A 17,631-nucleotide genomic window follows, 5' to 3' on the forward strand; every position below is an offset into this window, starting at 1 on the left:
CTTTCTATTTTACCTCTTGCCGTTTGACACGCTGACCAAAATATTGATACAGATCCACTTTCAAGGTTCCGTTGTATAACTTACGTTTCTTATCCGCCTGACTACCGTACTTGGTCTCAAAGGCTTCATCACTAGTTAGGATAAACTTACTCCAAGTTTTCAGTGGTGCAAATACTTGCCCCATCTCAGCATAAAGCTTGGTAACTCCTGCATCATCTGATAAACGCTCTCCATAAGGCGGATTGGAGATAATCACACCATTGATTTTATCAGAACGTAAATCCTGCACGCGCATCTGCTTAAAAGTAATATCCTCTGCAACACCAGCTGCCTGAGCATTAGCTTTAGCAATTTCCACCATACGTGCATCGATATCACAGCCCATGATATCCAGTTCCAGCTCACGATCCACTTTTTTAGCCGCTTCTGTACGCACTTCCTGAATCAAGCGATCGCTGACCCAGTTCCACTCCTCAAATGCAAAAGAGCGACGAAGTCCTGGTGCCATCTTTCGAGCAATCATAACTGCCTCGATACAGAAAGTTCCTGAACCACAGGTCGGATCAATCAAAGGCTTATCTGGATACCAGTTAGAAAGTTGTAAAATAGCTGCCGCCATGTTTTCCTTGATAGGAGCGCCACCCTTTTCCGTACGATAACCACGTTTAAAGAGGCTAGACCCTGTCGTATCAATCATGACAGTTGCCACATCTTTGAGAATAGAGACCTCAATCTTAAACTCTGGGCCATTCTCCATCAGAGGAACACCTTCTGGGCGAGCATAGTGTTTCTGCAATTTCTTGACAACAGCTTTCTTAGAAATAGCCTGAACACTCGGTTCATTATGAAGTTTGGACTTAACACATTTGGCTTTTGAAATCGGGAACCGAGCTCCAAGTGGTAAATAATTTTCCCAATCTAGGGCGAAAACTCCCTGAAACAGCTCTTCAAAAGTCTTAGCTGGGAACGTTCCTACGATGATTTTGATACGATCTGCTGCCCGAAGCCAGAGGTTGGTTTCAATAATAGCTCTCACGTCTCCTTGAAAACGAACACGTCCATTTTCAACCTGACAATCGTAGCCCAACTCTCGCACTTCACGTCCAACAACAGCTTCAAGCCCTGCTGCTACAGTTGCAATTAAATTAAATTCTTTTTTCATGTTACAGTCTTGCAAGACCTTTCTATATGTCCACTTTAAAAAATGAGGTTGAGAAAATTTCTCAGCCCCAACCTATATGCAATTTTCTATAAGCCATGTTTTGTTCCAGAAGTGACTAGGACCACTTCCTTCGATAATCATCTGTCTACCACTAACAGCTCTAGCTGATAGCAGTCAGAATACTACGTTCGTTTCCGCGTACTCCATGCCCCGACCAAAATTTGGGTTGCTAGCTTGAGGGGTTTACCGCGTTCCACTCTCTCTGTTTCCAGAAAGACTCCGTCACTGTGGCACTTTCAAGCCTACTCTGGCCTATCCAAGGACTTAGCCATTTCAACTGCCGTAACGATTTCTCGTCCCTAGGCTTATGGTTTCGCCTAGCACAAACACTACAGGCATCACAGCCTGTGCTAGCATGGACTTTCCTCATGAGAAGCAATTCTCCTCACGCGATTATCCAAAAATTGCATGTAACAAGACCTGAATTACAAATCAGTATTGTCTAAAATTTGTTTACCGAATACTTCTTTTTCAAGACGATTCAAGCGTTTCAAAATATCAAAATTCGTCATAGAAGATGAAGCAGCCACATCAATTGGATCTGGGTGACTAGGACTTGGAGCCGAACTCACTTGCGGTTTACGAGTTAATTCTTCCTTCAAATCCGCAATCTCCTGACGAAGTGACTTGACCAAGGCAGCATAGGTTTCATAATCCTTGATGACATCGTCTAAAAACTCATCAACTTCTACCTTGCTATAGCCACGGACTTCACGCCCAAACTCTTGTTCAAAAATATCTTTCGCTGAAAAAATAATACTTGCCATGTCTCTCTCCATTCTCGCTTGCTAGTATTATTATATAAAAAAAGGCAAACAAAAATCAAGGTCAAAGCTTCAATTTTCGGAAAAATTTTCAGCAAGTTCATTTAATTGATCAAATGTTAATCTCTTTATAAAATAGTCCTCTTGATTTTTCATCTTTTGGTAAAAATAAGCTAGTTTCGTTTCATTTTCTTCATCATAAAAAAGATAGGAACTAGTCGTGTTTTCCAGCAAAAACTGCTGGTAATCTCTTAACTGCCCCTTGTGCTCATAGCGAGGATAAGCATATTTGACAAAGTCTACCTGCTTAAAACGACTCAGTTTCATCTGATTGCCTTCATTCCAATTTTCCCCATGGGTTTCAAAAGCAAAAATGGTGGCCAACTGGAAACCGTACTCGGTTTTCATCTCCTGAGCAACCTCTAAAACCCAATATTCAAAACCCAAACTTCCTGTAAACACAAGCCAAGACACCCCATCTGCTGCCATAGCCTCTAAATCTTTACGTATTGCTTTTTTTATCAATTTAAGACGAGGATCCTTATCAGAAAACAAACCCAAATCAAAAGCAGAATAGCCCAAAACCAAAGCTGTAGCCATTTTTAACCCTTTCTGTGCAAATTTATGGTATAATAGAGTGATGTTATTGTACCAATAAGGAGAATTATGGTCAACTATCCACATAAACTTTCATCACAAAAAAGACAAACATCTCTTTCTCAACCCAAAAATTTCGCAAATCGAGGAATGTCTTTTGAAAAGATGATCAATGCTACCAACGACTACTATTTGTCTCAGGGCTTGGCTGTTATACATAAGAAACCAACCCCTATTCAAATTGTACGAGTGGACTATCCACAACGAAGTCGTGCCAAGATTGTTGAAGCCTATTTTCGACAAGCTTCAACGACGGACTATTCTGGCGTTTATAATGGATATTACATCGACTTTGAAGCCAAGGAAACAAAACAAAAACGTGCGATTCCGATGAAAAATTTTCATCCACATCAGATTCAGCATATGGAACAAGTCCTTGCCCAACAAGGAATCTGCTTTGTCCTTCTTCACTTTTCTTCTCAGCAAGAAACCTACTTATTGCCGGCATTCGATTTGATTCGCTTCTATCATCAAGATAAGGGACAAAAATCAATGCCACTTGGATATATTCGAGAATATGGATATGAAATCAAGGCTGGTGCCTTCCCTCAAATTCCTTATCTCAATGTTATCAAAGAACATTTATTAGGTGGTAAAACAAGATGAACAAACCAACGATTCTGCGCCTAATCAAGTATCTGAGCATTAGCTTCTTAAGCTTGGTTATCGCAGCCATTGTCTTAGGCGGAGGAGTTTTTTTCTACTATGTTAGCAAGGCTCCTAGCCTATCCGAGAGTAAACTAGTTGCAACAACCTCTAGTAAAATCTACGACAATAAAAATCAACTCATTGCTGACTTGGGTTCTGAACGCCGCGTCAATGCCCAAGCTAATGATATTCCCACAGATTTGGTTAAGGCAATCGTTTCTATCGAAGACCATCGCTTCTTCGACCACAGGGGGATTGATACCATCCGTATCCTGGGAGCTTTCTTGCGCAATCTGCAAAGCAATTCCCTCCAAGGTGGATCAACTCTCACCCAACAGTTGATTAAATTGACTTACTTTTCAACCTCGACTTCCGACCAGACTATTTCTCGTAAGGCTCAGGAAGCTTGGTTAGCGATTCAGTTAGAACAAAAAGCAACCAAACAGGAAATCTTGACCTACTATATAAATAAGGTCTACATGTCTAATGGCAACTATGGAATGCAGACAGCAGCTCAAAACTACTATGGTAAAGACCTCAATAATTTAAGTTTACCTCAGTTAGCCTTGCTGGCTGGAATGCCTCAGGCACCAAACCAATATGACCCCTATTCACATCCAGAAGCAGCCCAAGACCGCCGAAACTTGGTCTTATCTGAAATGAAAAATCAAGGCTACATCTCTGCTGAACAGTATGAGAAAGCAGTCAACACACCAATTACTGATGGACTACAAAGTCTCAAATCAGCAAGTAATTACCCTGCTTACATGGATAATTACCTCAAGGAGGTCATCAATCAAGTTGAAGAAGAAACAGGCTATAACCTGCTCACAACTGGAATGGACGTCTACACAAATGTAGACCAAGAAGCTCAAAAACATCTGTGGGATATTTACAATACAGACGAATACGTTGCCTATCCAGACGATGAATTGCAAGTCGCTTCTACCATTGTTGATGTTTCTAACGGTAAAGTCATTGCCCAACTTGGAGCTCGTCACCAAGCAAGTAACGTTTCATTTGGCACCAACCAAGCAGTGGAAACAAACCGCGACTGGGGATCATCTATGAAACCGATCACAGACTATGCTCCTGCCTTGGAGTACGGTGTCTACGATTCAACTGCTACTATGGTTAATGATATTCCTTATAACTATCCGGGAACAAGCACACCTGTCTACAACTGGGATCGAGCATATTTTGGTAACATTACTCTGCAATATGCTCTTCAACAATCACGAAATGTCACAGCCGTTGAGACTTTGAATAAGGTCGGTCTAGATAGAGCTAAAACCTTCCTTAATGGTCTTGGTATCGACTATCCAAGCATGCATTATGCAAACGCCATTTCAAGTAACACAACTGAATCAGACAAAAAATATGGAGCAAGTAGTGAAAAGATGGCTGCTGCTTACGCTGCCTTTGCAAATGGTGGAACTTACTATAAACCAATGTATATCCATAAAGTCGTCTTTAGTGATGGAAGTGAAAAAGAGTTCTCTAATGTTGGGACTCGTGCCATGAAGGAAACGACAGCCTATATGATGACCGATATGATGAAAACAGTCTTGACTTATGGAACTGGTCGTGGAGCCTATCTCCCATGGTTAGCGCAAGCTGGTAAGACAGGTACTTCTAACTACACAGATGATGAAATTGAAAAACACATCAAGAACACTGGCTATGTAGCTCCAGATGAAATGTTTGTTGGTTATACTCGTAAGTATTCTATGGCTGTATGGACAGGTTATTCGAATCGTCTAACTCCTATCGTTGGAGATGGTTTCCTAGTTGCAGCTAAAGTTTATCGCTCAATGATAACTTACCTTTCTGAAGATGACCAACCTGGAGATTGGACAATGCCAGATGGCATCTATCGAAATGGGCAGTTTGTTTTCCAAAATGGAGCAAGACCGACTTGGACTGAAACAACATCCCAATCATCTTCAACCGAAAACTCATCAACAAGTGCAGAAAGCTCCACTAGCCAAGCACCAACCACAAGTCCTGATGCTAGTACTAATGGTCAAAACCAAGCACCAAATGCACCAGGAGCCAATCAAAACCCGGCTCCACAGACTCCTCAGACCCCTCAAGTTCAACAACAACCACAACAGTAAACGAAAAAATCCTGAGAACTCTAAACTCAGGATTTTTTCATTATCAAAATAAAATACAGAAATCAAGTAAAGTAGATTGAAATAAAAACTAAGCAAATTGATTGGGAAATTCAAATCATACTCAATGAAAATCAAAAAGCAAACTAGGAAGCTAGCTGCAGCTTGCTCAAAACACTGTTTTGAGGTTGCAGATGGAAGCTGACGTGGTTTGAAGAGATTTTCGAAGAGTATGAATAGATTTTCGAAGAATATAAAGGAGTCGGCTACAAACCAACTCCCTTACCTTTATTTGACATGTTTGGCAAGTTCTTCTTGCGCTTTTTTATTGGATTCTGCTTTTTCTTTCATCCATTTATCTTGAGCTTTTTGGTATTCATCTGCAGTAACTGCCTTGTCTTGAAGTTCCAAGTATTTATATAAGACTGGGTCACTTGTGCCTTTGTTTCCTGACAATGCAAATGGTATTGTAAATGGTACCATCTTAGACAAGATTGGACGACCAGTTTTAGAAGTTGTTGGGATGATCAAAGCACTGTCGGTCAACCAAGCTTGGGCAGCAGCGTATTTATCATAGCGTTTAGCAACATCTGTAGCCTCATCACCAGCTTCAGTAACCAATTTTTCGTAGTCATATAGACCTACTTTTTTAGCAGCTACATTATCTTCCCCTGAGTCAAATCCTAAATATGTTTTAGTACTTTCTCCTACAGAAGGTTTGATAATATCAAGGTAGGTTGATGGATCGGCAAAGTCTGGACCCCAACCGACATTATCTGATAAATCCCAGTCTTCGCCAGCAGCATTTTCAGCAAATAGAGTTACATTAAGCAATTCATCTTTTTGCAATTGTTGGATATCAATAACGACATTATCAGTTCCTAAAGTTGCTTCCAAGGATTGTTTCATAGATTGGACGCGCTGAACTTTTGTAGTTGCTGTCTGGTCAACAGGCATATCTAGGTGAATTGGGAATGTCACACCTTCTGCTTGTAAAGCTGATTTAGCTTTAGCAAATTCAGCCTTGGCTTTTTCTGGATTGTAGAGACCATCTTGTGAATCGGCCAGATTAACATCCTTCCATTCATCCCCATAGGTTACTAATTTTTCTTTGACCATATCGCCAAAGTTTTTCCCATCTGCTTGAACAAATGTTGGTGGCACAAAGAGATTACGCAAGATTTTGCTTGCTCCAGTTTCTCCATTCAACTGAGAGGCATAAGCTGTACGGTCAAATCCAAAGGCAATAGCCTGACGGAAATCCTTGTTTAAGAGCGCCTTTTTAGTAGATGTCTTTTGTTCTTCGCTAGTCTTAGATGTGTGTTTATAAGATTGACGGTCAATATTTGTTCCTACTAGATAAGTCGTAGAGTCTTGTTGAGTATAGACGATATTGTCTTTCATACTCTTCTCAAGCTCTGCGAAACTTGCACTTGTTGGATAAAGACGAGCTGCTGTAAGGCTACCATCTTTAAAGTTTTCTGCTGGTTTGCTGGTATCTTGCCCATCCCAGAATGACAATTTGACCTTGTCAATATGCACATTGTCCTTATCCCAATAGTTCGGATTTTTCGCAAATTCAACAGAGGATTTGGTCACAATGGATTTCAACAAATAAGGGCCGTTATACAAGAGACTACTTGGATCCGTCGCTTTGGCAAAATCATCCCCTTTTGAGTTCAAAAACTCTTCATTGACTGGCGCAAGCACACCCATGGTTGTTTTTGAGTTCCAAAAAGTTTCAGGTTTGTTCAAGGTGTATTGGATTGTTTGGTCGTCAAGCGCTTTAATCCCGACTTGAGCAAAGTCTGTGATTTCACCTTTGGCATAGGCATCCAGACCTTTGATTGAATCCTGTACCAAGTAAAGGGCTTCTGCTTTCTTATCTGTTGCATATTTAAGTCCTGTTACAAAGTCCTGAGCCTTAACAGGAGCATACTCTTCTCCCTCAGATGTATACCACTTGGCATCCTGACGAATCTTATAAGTATAAGTCAAGCCATCCTTAGAGACAGACCAGTCTTCTGCCAATGAAGGAACAAGGTTCCCGTATTTATCATTTTCAAGCAATCCATCAATCACATTACTAGTAATCTCAGAAGTTGCTGCCTTACCAGTTGTCAAATAGTTGAGATTATCTGGATGTGTCTCGTAGGTAAATGCAAAGGTCTTTTCACCTTGAGCGCCTGAACCCCCAGAACAAGCAGCTAAAACACCAGCTGCTAATAAGGTTACTCCCGCAAGAGCCAATACTTTTCTTGTTTTCATAGTATTCTCCTTTGTTTTTTTATTCATTATAGACTCTTTTTCAAGTCCTGTCAATAGAATTTTCTGAATTTTAAGAGTTATTTGTTATATTTGATATATTCTGAAAAATAAAATTGTTCATTTATGCCAAAAAAGCCAACAGAGATTCTCTTCTGATAACCAGAAAAGAATCTTGTTGACCTTACTTCTAAAAATCTTAAGTAGCAAAGATTCTAAAATGACAGAATCCTTGCATCATTGTCCCAACTCTTCCTCGACTACTTCCAAGGCCCGTTCGATGACCACATGCATGTCATAGTATTTATAATCAGCCAAACGTCCACAGAAAATGACCTTATCATTCTGTGCTGCTTCTTCTTGATATTTAGCAAACAGGACATTGTTTCTCTCGTCATTGATTGGATAATAAGGCTCATCTCCTCGTTTCCAATCAGCTGGGTATTCACGAGTAATGACCGTTTTAGCTTGTGTACCATACTCAAAGTGTTTATGCTCAATAATGCGAGTATAAGGAATTTCTCGTTCTGTATAGTTGACAACAGCATTTCCTTGATAGTTTTCTTCATTGAGAACTTCATGCTCAAAACGAAGACTACGATATTCTAACTCACCATGTTTATAATCAAAGTATTGGTCAATCATCCCTGTAAAGACAACTTTTTCAGCAGAAGCTTCTAATTCCTGACGATTGGCAAAAAAGTCAAGGCCAAGTTCTACTTCCACATCCTTGAGCATATTTTCGATAATGACATTATAGCCACCTATTGGAATTCCTTGGTAACGGTCATTAAAGTAGTTATTATCAAAGGTTAAACGAACTGGTAAGCGTTTGATGATAAAGGGTGGAAGGTCAGTCGCAGAACGTCCCCATTGCTTTTCAGTATATCCTTTGATCAACTTTTCATAAATATCTGGACCGATCAACTTGATAGCCTGTTCCTCTAAGTTTTTCGGTTCAACGTCCTTCATGTGAGCCGTTTGCTCAGCAATCTTATCTTTCACTTCTTGAGGAGTTTTTGTCCCCCACATAGCATAGAAAGTATTCATATTGAAAGGTAGATTATAAAGGCTACCCTTGTAATTAGCTAGAGGCGAGTTGATGTAGTTGTTAAACTCAGCAAATTGATTCACATAATCCCAGACTTTCTTATTAGAAGTATGGAAGATATGAGCACCGTATTTATGAACATTAACCCCTTCTACATTCTCACAGTAGATATTCCCACCAATGTGATCACGTTTATCAATAACTTTTACTTTTTTTCCACGCTTGGTTGCTTCATAAGCAAAAATTGCTCCCGACAAACCAGCACCAACGATTAGATAGTCGTACATAGTCTCTTCCTTATCATTTACCTCTCATCTCCTTAACTATAGTAAAAGAGAGAATCTTATACTCTTCGAAAATCTCTTCAAACCACGTCAGCGTCCATCTGCAAGCTCAAAACAGTATTTTGATCTGACTTCGTCAGTTCTATCTACCACCTCAAAGCTGTACTTTGAGCTAACTTCCCAGTTACTCTTTGATTTTTATTGAGTATTCGTTTCAATCTATTTTAGCACAAAACAAATCATTTCTCAGTTTTCAATAGCCGAGTGATTTAAAAAGACAAGCACCAAAACTGATGTTTGTCTTTATGATTTTGCTTGAAAAGGCTATTGCTAACTATTTAACATGATTTTCTGCTTCTTTTTGAGCTTTTTCGATTGCTTTTTTGCTTTCTTGCTCCCATTTAGTCTTAGCTTCCTCATACTGTTTGGTTGTTACAGTATCTTTTTGCAGTTTCATGTACTTGTAATTATTGCCATCACCCTTGATACCGACCAGTGAATAGCCTCTTGTAAATGGCGTTACTTTGGTTACAGATGCTGTTCCACCACTTGACATAGCTGACATAATCAGAGAGTTGTCAATCATCCAAGCCTGTGCTTCAGCATATTTTTCATAGCGTTTGGCTACATCTTTGTTTTCACTATCTGCATCTTTGAGCATCTTAGTGTAGGTATCAAGACCTAGACTAGTGATTTTTTCCTTATCTTCCTTGGCATCTAGTCCAAAAATCTTAAGGTAGAATCCATCCTCTGCATTGAAAGGATTGAGATAAGTTGATGGATCCTGATAGTCACCTACCCAACCATCAAAGTTCAAATCGTAGTCTCGATCAGCTGCTGTCGGTGCTAAGAAGGCTACATTATTAAAATCATCTGTTGAAAGTTGCTGAACGTCAATGACAATGTTATCAGCACCCAAAACTGACTCAAGAGTCTGCTTAACTGAGTTCATGCCTGTCACAGCATTTTTACTTGTCTGATCAACAGCCACATCCAAGTGAATTGGGAAGGCCACACCTTGACTTGCCAATTCTTTTTTAGCTTCCACAAATTTTGCTTGGGCTTTTTCTTTATTGAAATAGGCATCCTGAGCATCTGCCAAGTTAATACCTGACCATTCTGTGCCATAGTTGACCAATTTAGAAGCGACTACTTCTCCGAAGGTCTTGTCTCCAACTTGGACAAATGTAGGAGGCACTAGGGTGTTCCGAAGGGTCTTGCTAGCTGCTTCTTCCCCATTTGACTGGGCAGAATAGGCTGTGCGGTCCAAGGCGAAGTTCACTGCTTGGCGGAAGTTCTTGTTCAAGACAGCTGTCTCAGTTGACTTCTTCTGCTCATCTGTCGTTTTAGCAGTGTGATTGTAGGCCTTACGGTTGACGTTGAAATTGAAATACCAAGAAGTCTTGTCCTGCAAGCTATAGACGATATTATCCTTATATTTCTCCTTGGTCTTGGCGAAGTTAGAACTATTTGGATAAACCCCAGCGATTGAATAAGCGCCACTTTCAAAGTTACGGATGGTCAATTCTTGGTCTGAGCCATCAAAATAAGCCAATTTCACATGTTCAATTGATACTTTATCATGATCATAGTAATGCGGGTTCTTCACATACTCGATCGATGATTTTGATGTGAAATCTTTTAACAAATAAGGTCCGCTGTAGAGAATACTATCTGGAGATAGGATCCCAAAATCTTTCCCTTTTGAGTTTAAAAACTCTTCATTTACTGGGAAAAGAATACTGTTGGTTGTTTTTGAATTCCAGTAAGGTTCTGGGCGTGTCAAAGTATACTCAACAGTCTGGTCGTCAATGGCCTTCACCCCAACCTTAGAAAAGTCAGAATCTGCTCCTGTAATATAATCATTCAAGCCCTTGATTGAATTTTGAATCAGGTCAATGGCCTGTGATTTATTATCCACTGCGTACTTGATACCTGTCACAAAATCTTGTGCCTTGACTGGGGCGTACTCTTCACCGTCAGCCGTGAACCATTTGGCATCTTTTCTCAATTTGTAGGTATAAGTCAGACCATCGCTTGAAACAGACCAGTCTTCTGCCAAAGATGGAACTAGATTCCCGTAATTGTCATTTTCAAGCAAACCATCAACTAGGTTGGTAATGATGGCTGTATTATCAGCGTAGTAGTCTAATAGATAGTTAAATGTAGTTGGATTTCCACTAAAGGTTGATGAGTAAGTTTTTGTATCTGAACCTGATTGTCCGCAAGCAGCTAAAAGCAAAGCAGCCGCAAAAGTCAGGCCTGCACTAAGGACACGCTTTTTTGTAGTCATCTTATTTCTCCTTTATGTTAGTTTTTATAACATAAGTTTATTTTACCAAAATAGTGGGAATTTGTAAAGTTAATTGAATTTTGAGAATGAAAGTTTATAAACCTTGGTTATAAAAAAACAAAGGATTTCTGCCTTTCATACAGTTCTCCCTTGTTTTTATACGGTTTATCATTTAAATATCAATGAATTAACTGATAACCTAACGAAAGCAAGATTCTCATTCACATTATTTTATGTGCTTTTCTAAATCCTTTTGATACTGAGCATTCGATTCCAGTTTTTCCTTTTGCCACTTTTTGAAGGCCGCATCATACTCTTTAGTTGTCACAATATCATTTTGAAGTTCCATTCCTTTAAAAATAAATGGATCCCCCTTAATACCAACCTGTGAATAAGCTTTGGTAAATGGAACAGTACGACTAACCATAGGAGAGCCCCCTGAAGAAGCAACTGGAATAAGAAGTGAACTATCAGTAACCCAAGCCTGTGCTTTAGCATACTTTTCGTATCGTTTATCAAGATTACTTGTCTCAGAAGCCGCATCATCCAAGAGCTTCTTGTATTCATCCAAGCCAACTTTCGCCACAACTTCAGGATCCTTGCCCTTTGTTATACCTAGATGTTTCAAGGCAGAACCCTTCTTAGCATCTAAAATATTGAGATAGGTTGCTGGATCTTGGTAATCTGGTCCCCAACCTGTTCCGTTCAAATCATAATCTTTTTGGGTTGGAACTTTAGCTTGAGAAGTAATACTTTCCTTCTCATTATCTGTCATTTGAAGAACATCTATAATGACATTCTCCGTTCCAAGCGTTTCTTCAATTGATTGTTTTAGCGAATTGGTTTGTTGAACCGCAACTACATCAGTTTGCTCAACAGGCACATCCAAATGAATCGGGAAACTCACTCCCTTAGCTTGCAATTCTGACTTCGCTTTTTCAAATGCAGATTTAGCCTTTGTTGGATTGTAAATTGTATCCTTACCATCTGTGAGAGTCACATCTTTCCACTGTTCTCCATATTTCAGTAGTTCATCCTGAGCCAACTGTCCGAAGGTCTTCCCAGCTACTTGAACGTAATTATCTGGCACTAGACTATTACGAATAATCTTATCCGCACCCTCTTCACCGTTTAATTGAGCTGTATAGGCGTGACGATTAAATGCAAAATTAAGAGCCTGACGGAAGTTCTTATTGAGAAGTGCTTCTTTTGTTGATGTTTTTTGTGACTCATCTGTTTTAGCTGTTTTATTGTAAGACTGGCGGTTTACGTTCACAGTGAGGTAGTAGCTTGTTGCCTCTTGTGGACTATAGACAATCTTATCTCCGTACTCTTTCTTAGTTGACTCAAAGTTTGAGCTTGCTGGAAAAAGACGTGCAGTGGTATAGGCACCTTGTGTAAAGCTACGAATTAAGGATTCTTGATCTGAACCATCATAGAATGTCAATTTAACATTATCAATTTTGACATTGTCCTTATCCCAATAGTTAGGATTTTTTTCATATTCAATCACAGATTTAGAAATCAAAGATTTCAAAAAATATGGGCCATTGTAAAGAATACTTGATGGGGTTGGCGCTCCGTAATCCTTGCCTGTTGCATTCAAAAATTCTTCATTTACAGGAAGCATGGTTGCTGTGGTTACTTTAGAGTTCCAAAAACTTTCCGGGTTATTAAGGGTATATTCTACCGTATAATCATCAAGAGCCTTTACACCTACAGTTGAGAAATCGTTTGTCTCACCACTAACATAAGCCTCCAATCCTTTGATGGATTTCTCAACCAAAGAAAGACCATCGGATTTTCCGTCTGCTGCATGTTTCAGACCTGTAACAAAATCCTGAGCCTTAACTTCTGCATACTCCTCTCCTTCAGAAGTATACCACTTCACACCTTTACGTAATTTGTAAGTATAAGTCAAGCCATCTTTAGAAACTGACCAATCCTCTGCTAGAGAAGGAATGAGATTCCCATATTTATCATTCTCTAAAAGACCGTCGACGACATTACCTATTACGTCAGAAGTTGAACTTTTACTTGTAAGGCTATAATCCAAGGATGATGGATCAACTGCATAAACATAAGAAAATGTTTTGGGAGCATCTGCATTCTTTTCACTTTTCCCACAAGCTGTTAAAAGAATGGCTGTGCTCAAGGTCACTCCTGCTCCTAAGAGCCACTTTTTCGATTGCATAAATAATCTCCTTCAAAATAGTATTTTCACTATTATACCCTATTTTTTTATAAATGCAAGACTTCTTGTAGAATTTGTTAGAAAATTCTAACAAATGTTTTTAAAAGAGTTTTTACACAACTTTTAGCAAAAAGAGGCTGGGAAAAAAGTCTTTAAAACAAAAAACGCATAATATCAGGTCTTGAAAAAACTTGGTACTATGCATTTTATTGTGGAAAGATTTACTTCATTTTCTCCTGAAGTCGAGTTTTTGCCCAATCTCTCTCATTTTAGTCAGTCAATTCCACACAGAAAGCATCCCATGGAGCTAAGACTTGTTTTTCAAAGGCTTCTTGAGCCGTGGTGTTTTCAATCAAGACAGATTTGACGTTTCCTTCTACTGTTAAGTCTTGCTCTTCATTGGACAAATTGGCCACAACTAGAAAACGACGGTCGCCATCTTTACGAATATAAGTAAAGACCTTATCAGCCGTATCAAGAAGTTCAAAATCAGCTCGAATCAGCCAGCTATTCTCCTTACGGATTTGAACTAGCTTCTGATAGGTATAGAAAATAGAATCAGGATTTGCCAGCGCTTCTTGAACGTTGATTGCTTGATAGTTTGGATTCACTGCCAACCAAGGTTGAGCAGTTGAGAAACCAGCGTTTTTGCTCTCATCCCATTGCATAGGGGTACGGGCATTGTCACGACCAATGACACGGATACTGTCCATGATTTCTTCCATCGGAACGCCTTTTTCAAGAGCCTCACGCGCATAGTTAAGAGATTCAATATCTTCTACTTGATTCAGTGTTTCAAACGGATAATTTGTCATCCCAATTTCCTCACCTTGATAGATATAAGGAGTCCCTCTCATGAGATGAAGCAAGATTGCAAAGGCTTTGGCAGATTTTTCTCGGTATTCTTGGTCATTTCCCCAGATTGAGACGATACGAGGGAGGTCATGATTGTTCCAGAAGAGTGAATTCCAGCCGTCCTCAACGCCTAACTCTGTCTGCCATTTGTTGAAAATCTCTTTTAACTTAGCGATGTTCAACTCTTTTTGATAGTGCCACTTAGGTTGCCCTTCCTGATACTGAAGACAGATGTGTTCAAATTGGAAAACCATAGACAATTCTTGCCCCTTTGGATCAGAGTAAAGCTTGGCAATCTCTGGAGTTGCTCCCCAAGTCTCCCCTACTGTCAAGAGATTCTTATCGCCAAAAGTGGCTTGGTTCATCTCCTTGAGATAAGGATGGAGCATCGGTCCATTATTGACTACCTTCTCATCAGGAATTTTGCCAATCATGTCAATGACATCCATACGGAAACCGCCAATGCCTTTATCAATCCAGAAGTTCATCATCTCATAAATTTTCTGGCGAAGTTTTTCATTCTCCCAGTTGAGATCAGGCTGTTTCTTACTGAAAAAGTGGAGATAGTATTGACCCGACTTTTCATCATACTCCCAAGCAGACCCACTAAAGATAGAATCAAGATCATTAGGCTCATCCCGCCAGATATAGTAGTCACGCTCAGGGCTGTCAGGATTTTCACAGGCCTCGACAAACCAAGCATGTTCATCCGAGGTATGATTGACCACCAAGTCCATGATGATACAAATATCACGTTTCTTAGCTTCAGCGATTAGTTGGTCCATATCCTCCATGGTCCCGAAAATAGCTGCAATCGCTTGATAATCAGCAATATCATAGCCATTATCATCCATAGGACTGTCATAAACTGGAGAAAGCCAAATCGCTGTGATTCCTAACTTGGCTAGATAGTCTAACTTACTGGTAATTCCTGGCAAATCGCCAATTCCATCTCCGTTGCTATCCATAAAACTCTTTGGATAGACTTGATAGACTACGGCATTGTGCCACCATTTTTCTTGCATTTTCTTACCTCATTATTTTAATAATCTACAGTCTATGATAGCGCTTTTCTGAGTTTTGTGCAAGCGTTTGCCTAATCTTTTTGATTTCTTTTTTAACTCCATAGTTTCCTAACTTCCAATTTTTTATTATAATAGAGGTCAGAGGTAAAAAAATGAAAAAACAAGCTTTTAGTTCTGAAAACTATTTGAATCTACAACGCGACCACATTTTGGAACGCATTAACCAATTTGACGGCAAGCTCTACTTGGAGTTTGGTGGCAAAATGTTAGAAGATTTCCACGCTGCTCGTGTCCTTCCTGGCTATGAACCTGACAACAAAATCAAGCTCTTGCAGGAATTGAAAGAGCAAGTCGAAGTTGTGATTGCCATTAACGCTAGCAACATCGAGCATTCCAAAGCACGTGGCGACTTGGGTATTTCTTATGACCAAGAAGTTCTTCGTTTGATTGACAAATTCAATGAATTAGGGATTTTCGTTGGCTCCGTTGTCATTACACAATACGCTGGTCAACCAGCTGCAGATGCCTTCCGAAACCAACTCGAGAAAAACGGAATTGATTCTTATCTTCATTATCCAATCAAAGGATATCCGACGGATATGGATCACATTATTTCTCCTGAAGGTATGGGGAAAAATGATTACATCAAAACCAGTCGTAACTTAATCGTCGTAACTGCTCCTGGCCCTGGTTCTGGAAAATTGGCAACGTGTATGTCCAACATGTACCACGACCAAATCAATGGTATCAAGTCTGGTTACGCTAAATTTGAAACCTTCCCAGTTTGGAATCTTCCCCTTCATCACCCAGTCAACTTGGCCTACGAAGCTGCCACAGCTGACCTTGACGATGTCAACATGATTGACCCCTTCCATCTCCAAACTTACGGAGAGACCACTGTCAACTACAACCGTGATATCGAGATTTTCCCAGTGCTTAAGCGCATGTTGGAACGTATTCTTGGTAAATCTCCATACGCTTCTCCGACAGACATGGGTGTCAACATGGTTGGTTTCGCTATTACAGATAATGAGGCTGCTATCGAAGCTTCTAAACAAGAAATCATTCGCCGTTACTATCAAACAGTGCTTGATTTCAAGGCTGAAAAAGTCGGTGAAACGGCCGTTAAAAAAATCCAACTGCTCATGAACGACCTTGGCATCACACCAGCTGACCGTAAGGTTGCTGTTGTTGCGCGTCAAAAAGCAGAAGAAACTGGCGGACCAGCCCTAGCCCTTGAATTGCCAACTGGCGAAATCGTGACTGGTAAAAACTCAGAACTCTTTGGCCCTACAGCCGCTGCTCTTATCAACGCTATCAAGAAATCAGCTGATATTGCTAAAGAAGTGAAACTAATCGAACCAGAAGTTGTCAAGCCAATCCAAGGTCTTAAAATCGATCATCTAGGTAGCCGCAATCCACGCCTACATTCAAATGAAATTTTGATTGCCCTTGCTATCACAGCTACAGAAAATCCTGATGCCGCTCGTGCTATGGAAGAGCTTGGCAACCTCAAAGGAAGCGAAGCCCACTCAACTATCATCTTGACAGATGAAGACAAGAATGTCCTTCGCAAATTGGGTATCAATGTAACCTTTGACCCTTACTACCAATACGACCGCTTGTATCGTAAGTAACGATTTCAACCTCTCCACCCTCGGAGAGGTTTTCTCTCTGTCTCAGGAGCCGGCTTTATGTTATAATGAAAGAAGAAAACTGAAAGGATTTACCATGTCAAAAGAAGTTATTGTTGAAAGTTTTGAACTTGACCACACCATTGTTAAAGCACCCTATGTTCGCTTGATTGGGGAAGAAACAGGGCCAAAGGGAGACATCATCTCCAATTACGATATTCGTTTAGTGCAACCAAACGAAGACTCTATCCCTACTGCTGGACTTCACACTATCGAGCACCTCTTGGCCAAGCTCATCCGTACCCGCATTGACGGTATGATTGACTGTTCACCATTTGGTTGCCGCACAGGCTTCCACATGATTATGTGGGGGCGCCACACCAGTGCTGAAATCGCGGCTGTTATCAAGGATTCGCTCAAAGAAATCGCTGAGACTACTACTTGGGAAGACGTCCCTGGAACAACCATCGAATCTTGCGGTAACTACAAGGATCACAGCCTCTTTTCTGCTAAAGAATGGGCAAAACTCATCTTGGAACAAGGAATTTCAGATGATGCCTTTGAACGTCATGTGATTTAAACACAAAAGGAACCAGTTTTTTTCAGCTGGCTCCTTCTTTTT

Annotated in this window: 11 protein-coding genes, 1 other RNA gene and 1 pseudogene; 4 read left to right on the top strand and 9 right to left on the bottom strand. The window is 40.1% G+C overall.

Annotated features, from left to right (window positions below):
* Nucleotides 1–4 precede the first annotated feature (4 nt).
* From HW098_RS04450 to HW098_RS04465, 4 genes are all read right to left on the bottom strand, one after another.
* Entirely contained in the window at nucleotides 5–1,162 is a 1,158-nt protein-coding gene (locus tag HW098_RS04450; RefSeq protein WP_176139412.1) for a class I SAM-dependent RNA methyltransferase, read from the bottom strand.
* Between the two features lie 84 nt (nucleotides 1,163–1,246).
* Nucleotides 1,247–1,627: RNase P RNA component class B (gene rnpB / locus HW098_RS04455), an RNA gene on the bottom strand.
* 20 nt (nucleotides 1,628–1,647) lie between these two features.
* The gene (gene gpsB / locus HW098_RS04460; RefSeq protein WP_000146532.1) at nucleotides 1,648–1,989 is read right to left on the bottom strand and encodes a cell division regulator GpsB; all 342 of its coding nucleotides are present in this window, start codon (nucleotides 1,987–1,989) and stop codon (nucleotides 1,648–1,650) included.
* Between the two features lie 69 nt (nucleotides 1,990–2,058).
* Entirely contained in the window at nucleotides 2,059–2,586 is a 528-nt protein-coding gene (locus HW098_RS04465) for a DUF1273 domain-containing protein (RefSeq protein ID WP_000179549.1), read from the bottom strand.
* A gap of 66 nt (nucleotides 2,587–2,652) precedes the next feature.
* On the opposite strand from HW098_RS04465, the gene recU reads away from it, so the two are divergent.
* On the top strand, nucleotides 2,653–3,249 hold the full coding sequence (gene recU / locus HW098_RS04470) for a Holliday junction resolvase RecU (RefSeq protein WP_000248777.1): 597 nt from the start codon (nucleotides 2,653–2,655) through the stop codon (nucleotides 3,247–3,249).
* Nucleotides 3,246–5,300: pseudogene (gene pbp1a / locus HW098_RS04475) on the top strand (penicillin-binding protein PBP1A); the annotation flags it as partial. The gene recU and the pseudogene pbp1a, both read left to right, overlap by 4 nt.
* A 396-nt stretch (nucleotides 5,301–5,696) precedes the next feature.
* Here pbp1a and HW098_RS04480 read toward each other — a convergent pair.
* From HW098_RS04480 to HW098_RS04500, 5 genes are all read right to left on the bottom strand, one after another.
* Nucleotides 5,697–7,676 (bottom strand): peptide ABC transporter substrate-binding protein, encoded by a 1,980-nt coding sequence (locus tag HW098_RS04480; protein ID WP_055356911.1) that lies wholly within the window; start codon nucleotides 7,674–7,676, stop codon nucleotides 5,697–5,699.
* 234 nt (nucleotides 7,677–7,910) lie between these two features.
* On the bottom strand, nucleotides 7,911–9,011 hold the full coding sequence (glf, locus tag HW098_RS04485) for a UDP-galactopyranose mutase (RefSeq protein WP_000272519.1): 1,101 nt from the start codon (nucleotides 9,009–9,011) through the stop codon (nucleotides 7,911–7,913).
* Between the two features lie 331 nt (nucleotides 9,012–9,342).
* Nucleotides 9,343–11,301 carry a peptide ABC transporter substrate-binding protein gene (locus HW098_RS04490; protein ID WP_176139414.1) on the bottom strand — a complete coding sequence of 653 codons (1,959 nt, stop codon included), beginning with the start codon at nucleotides 11,299–11,301 and terminating at the stop codon, nucleotides 9,343–9,345.
* 226 nt (nucleotides 11,302–11,527) lie between these two features.
* Nucleotides 11,528–13,495, bottom strand: coding sequence for a peptide ABC transporter substrate-binding protein (locus tag HW098_RS04495; RefSeq protein ID WP_050222427.1), 1,968 nt, complete (start codon nucleotides 13,493–13,495; stop codon nucleotides 11,528–11,530).
* Between the two features lie 269 nt (nucleotides 13,496–13,764).
* Entirely contained in the window at nucleotides 13,765–15,375 is a 1,611-nt protein-coding gene (locus HW098_RS04500) for an alpha-glucosidase (RefSeq protein WP_176139415.1), read from the bottom strand.
* Between the two features lie 152 nt (nucleotides 15,376–15,527).
* On the opposite strand from HW098_RS04500, the gene HW098_RS04505 reads away from it, so the two are divergent.
* Both HW098_RS04505 and HW098_RS04510 read left to right on the top strand, forming a co-directional pair.
* Nucleotides 15,528–17,012: a DUF1846 domain-containing protein gene (locus tag HW098_RS04505; protein ID WP_176139416.1), complete on the top strand. Its 1,485-nt coding sequence runs from the start codon at nucleotides 15,528–15,530 to the stop codon at nucleotides 17,010–17,012.
* Nucleotides 17,013–17,106: 94 nt separating this feature from the next.
* The gene (locus HW098_RS04510) at nucleotides 17,107–17,589 is read left to right on the top strand and encodes an S-ribosylhomocysteine lyase (RefSeq protein ID WP_000032547.1); all 483 of its coding nucleotides are present in this window, start codon (nucleotides 17,107–17,109) and stop codon (nucleotides 17,587–17,589) included.
* Nucleotides 17,590–17,631 lie beyond the last annotated feature (42 nt).

The organism is Streptococcus sp. 1453 (genome assembly GCF_013276955.1).
Classification (GTDB): Bacteria; Bacillota; Bacilli; order Lactobacillales; family Streptococcaceae; genus Streptococcus.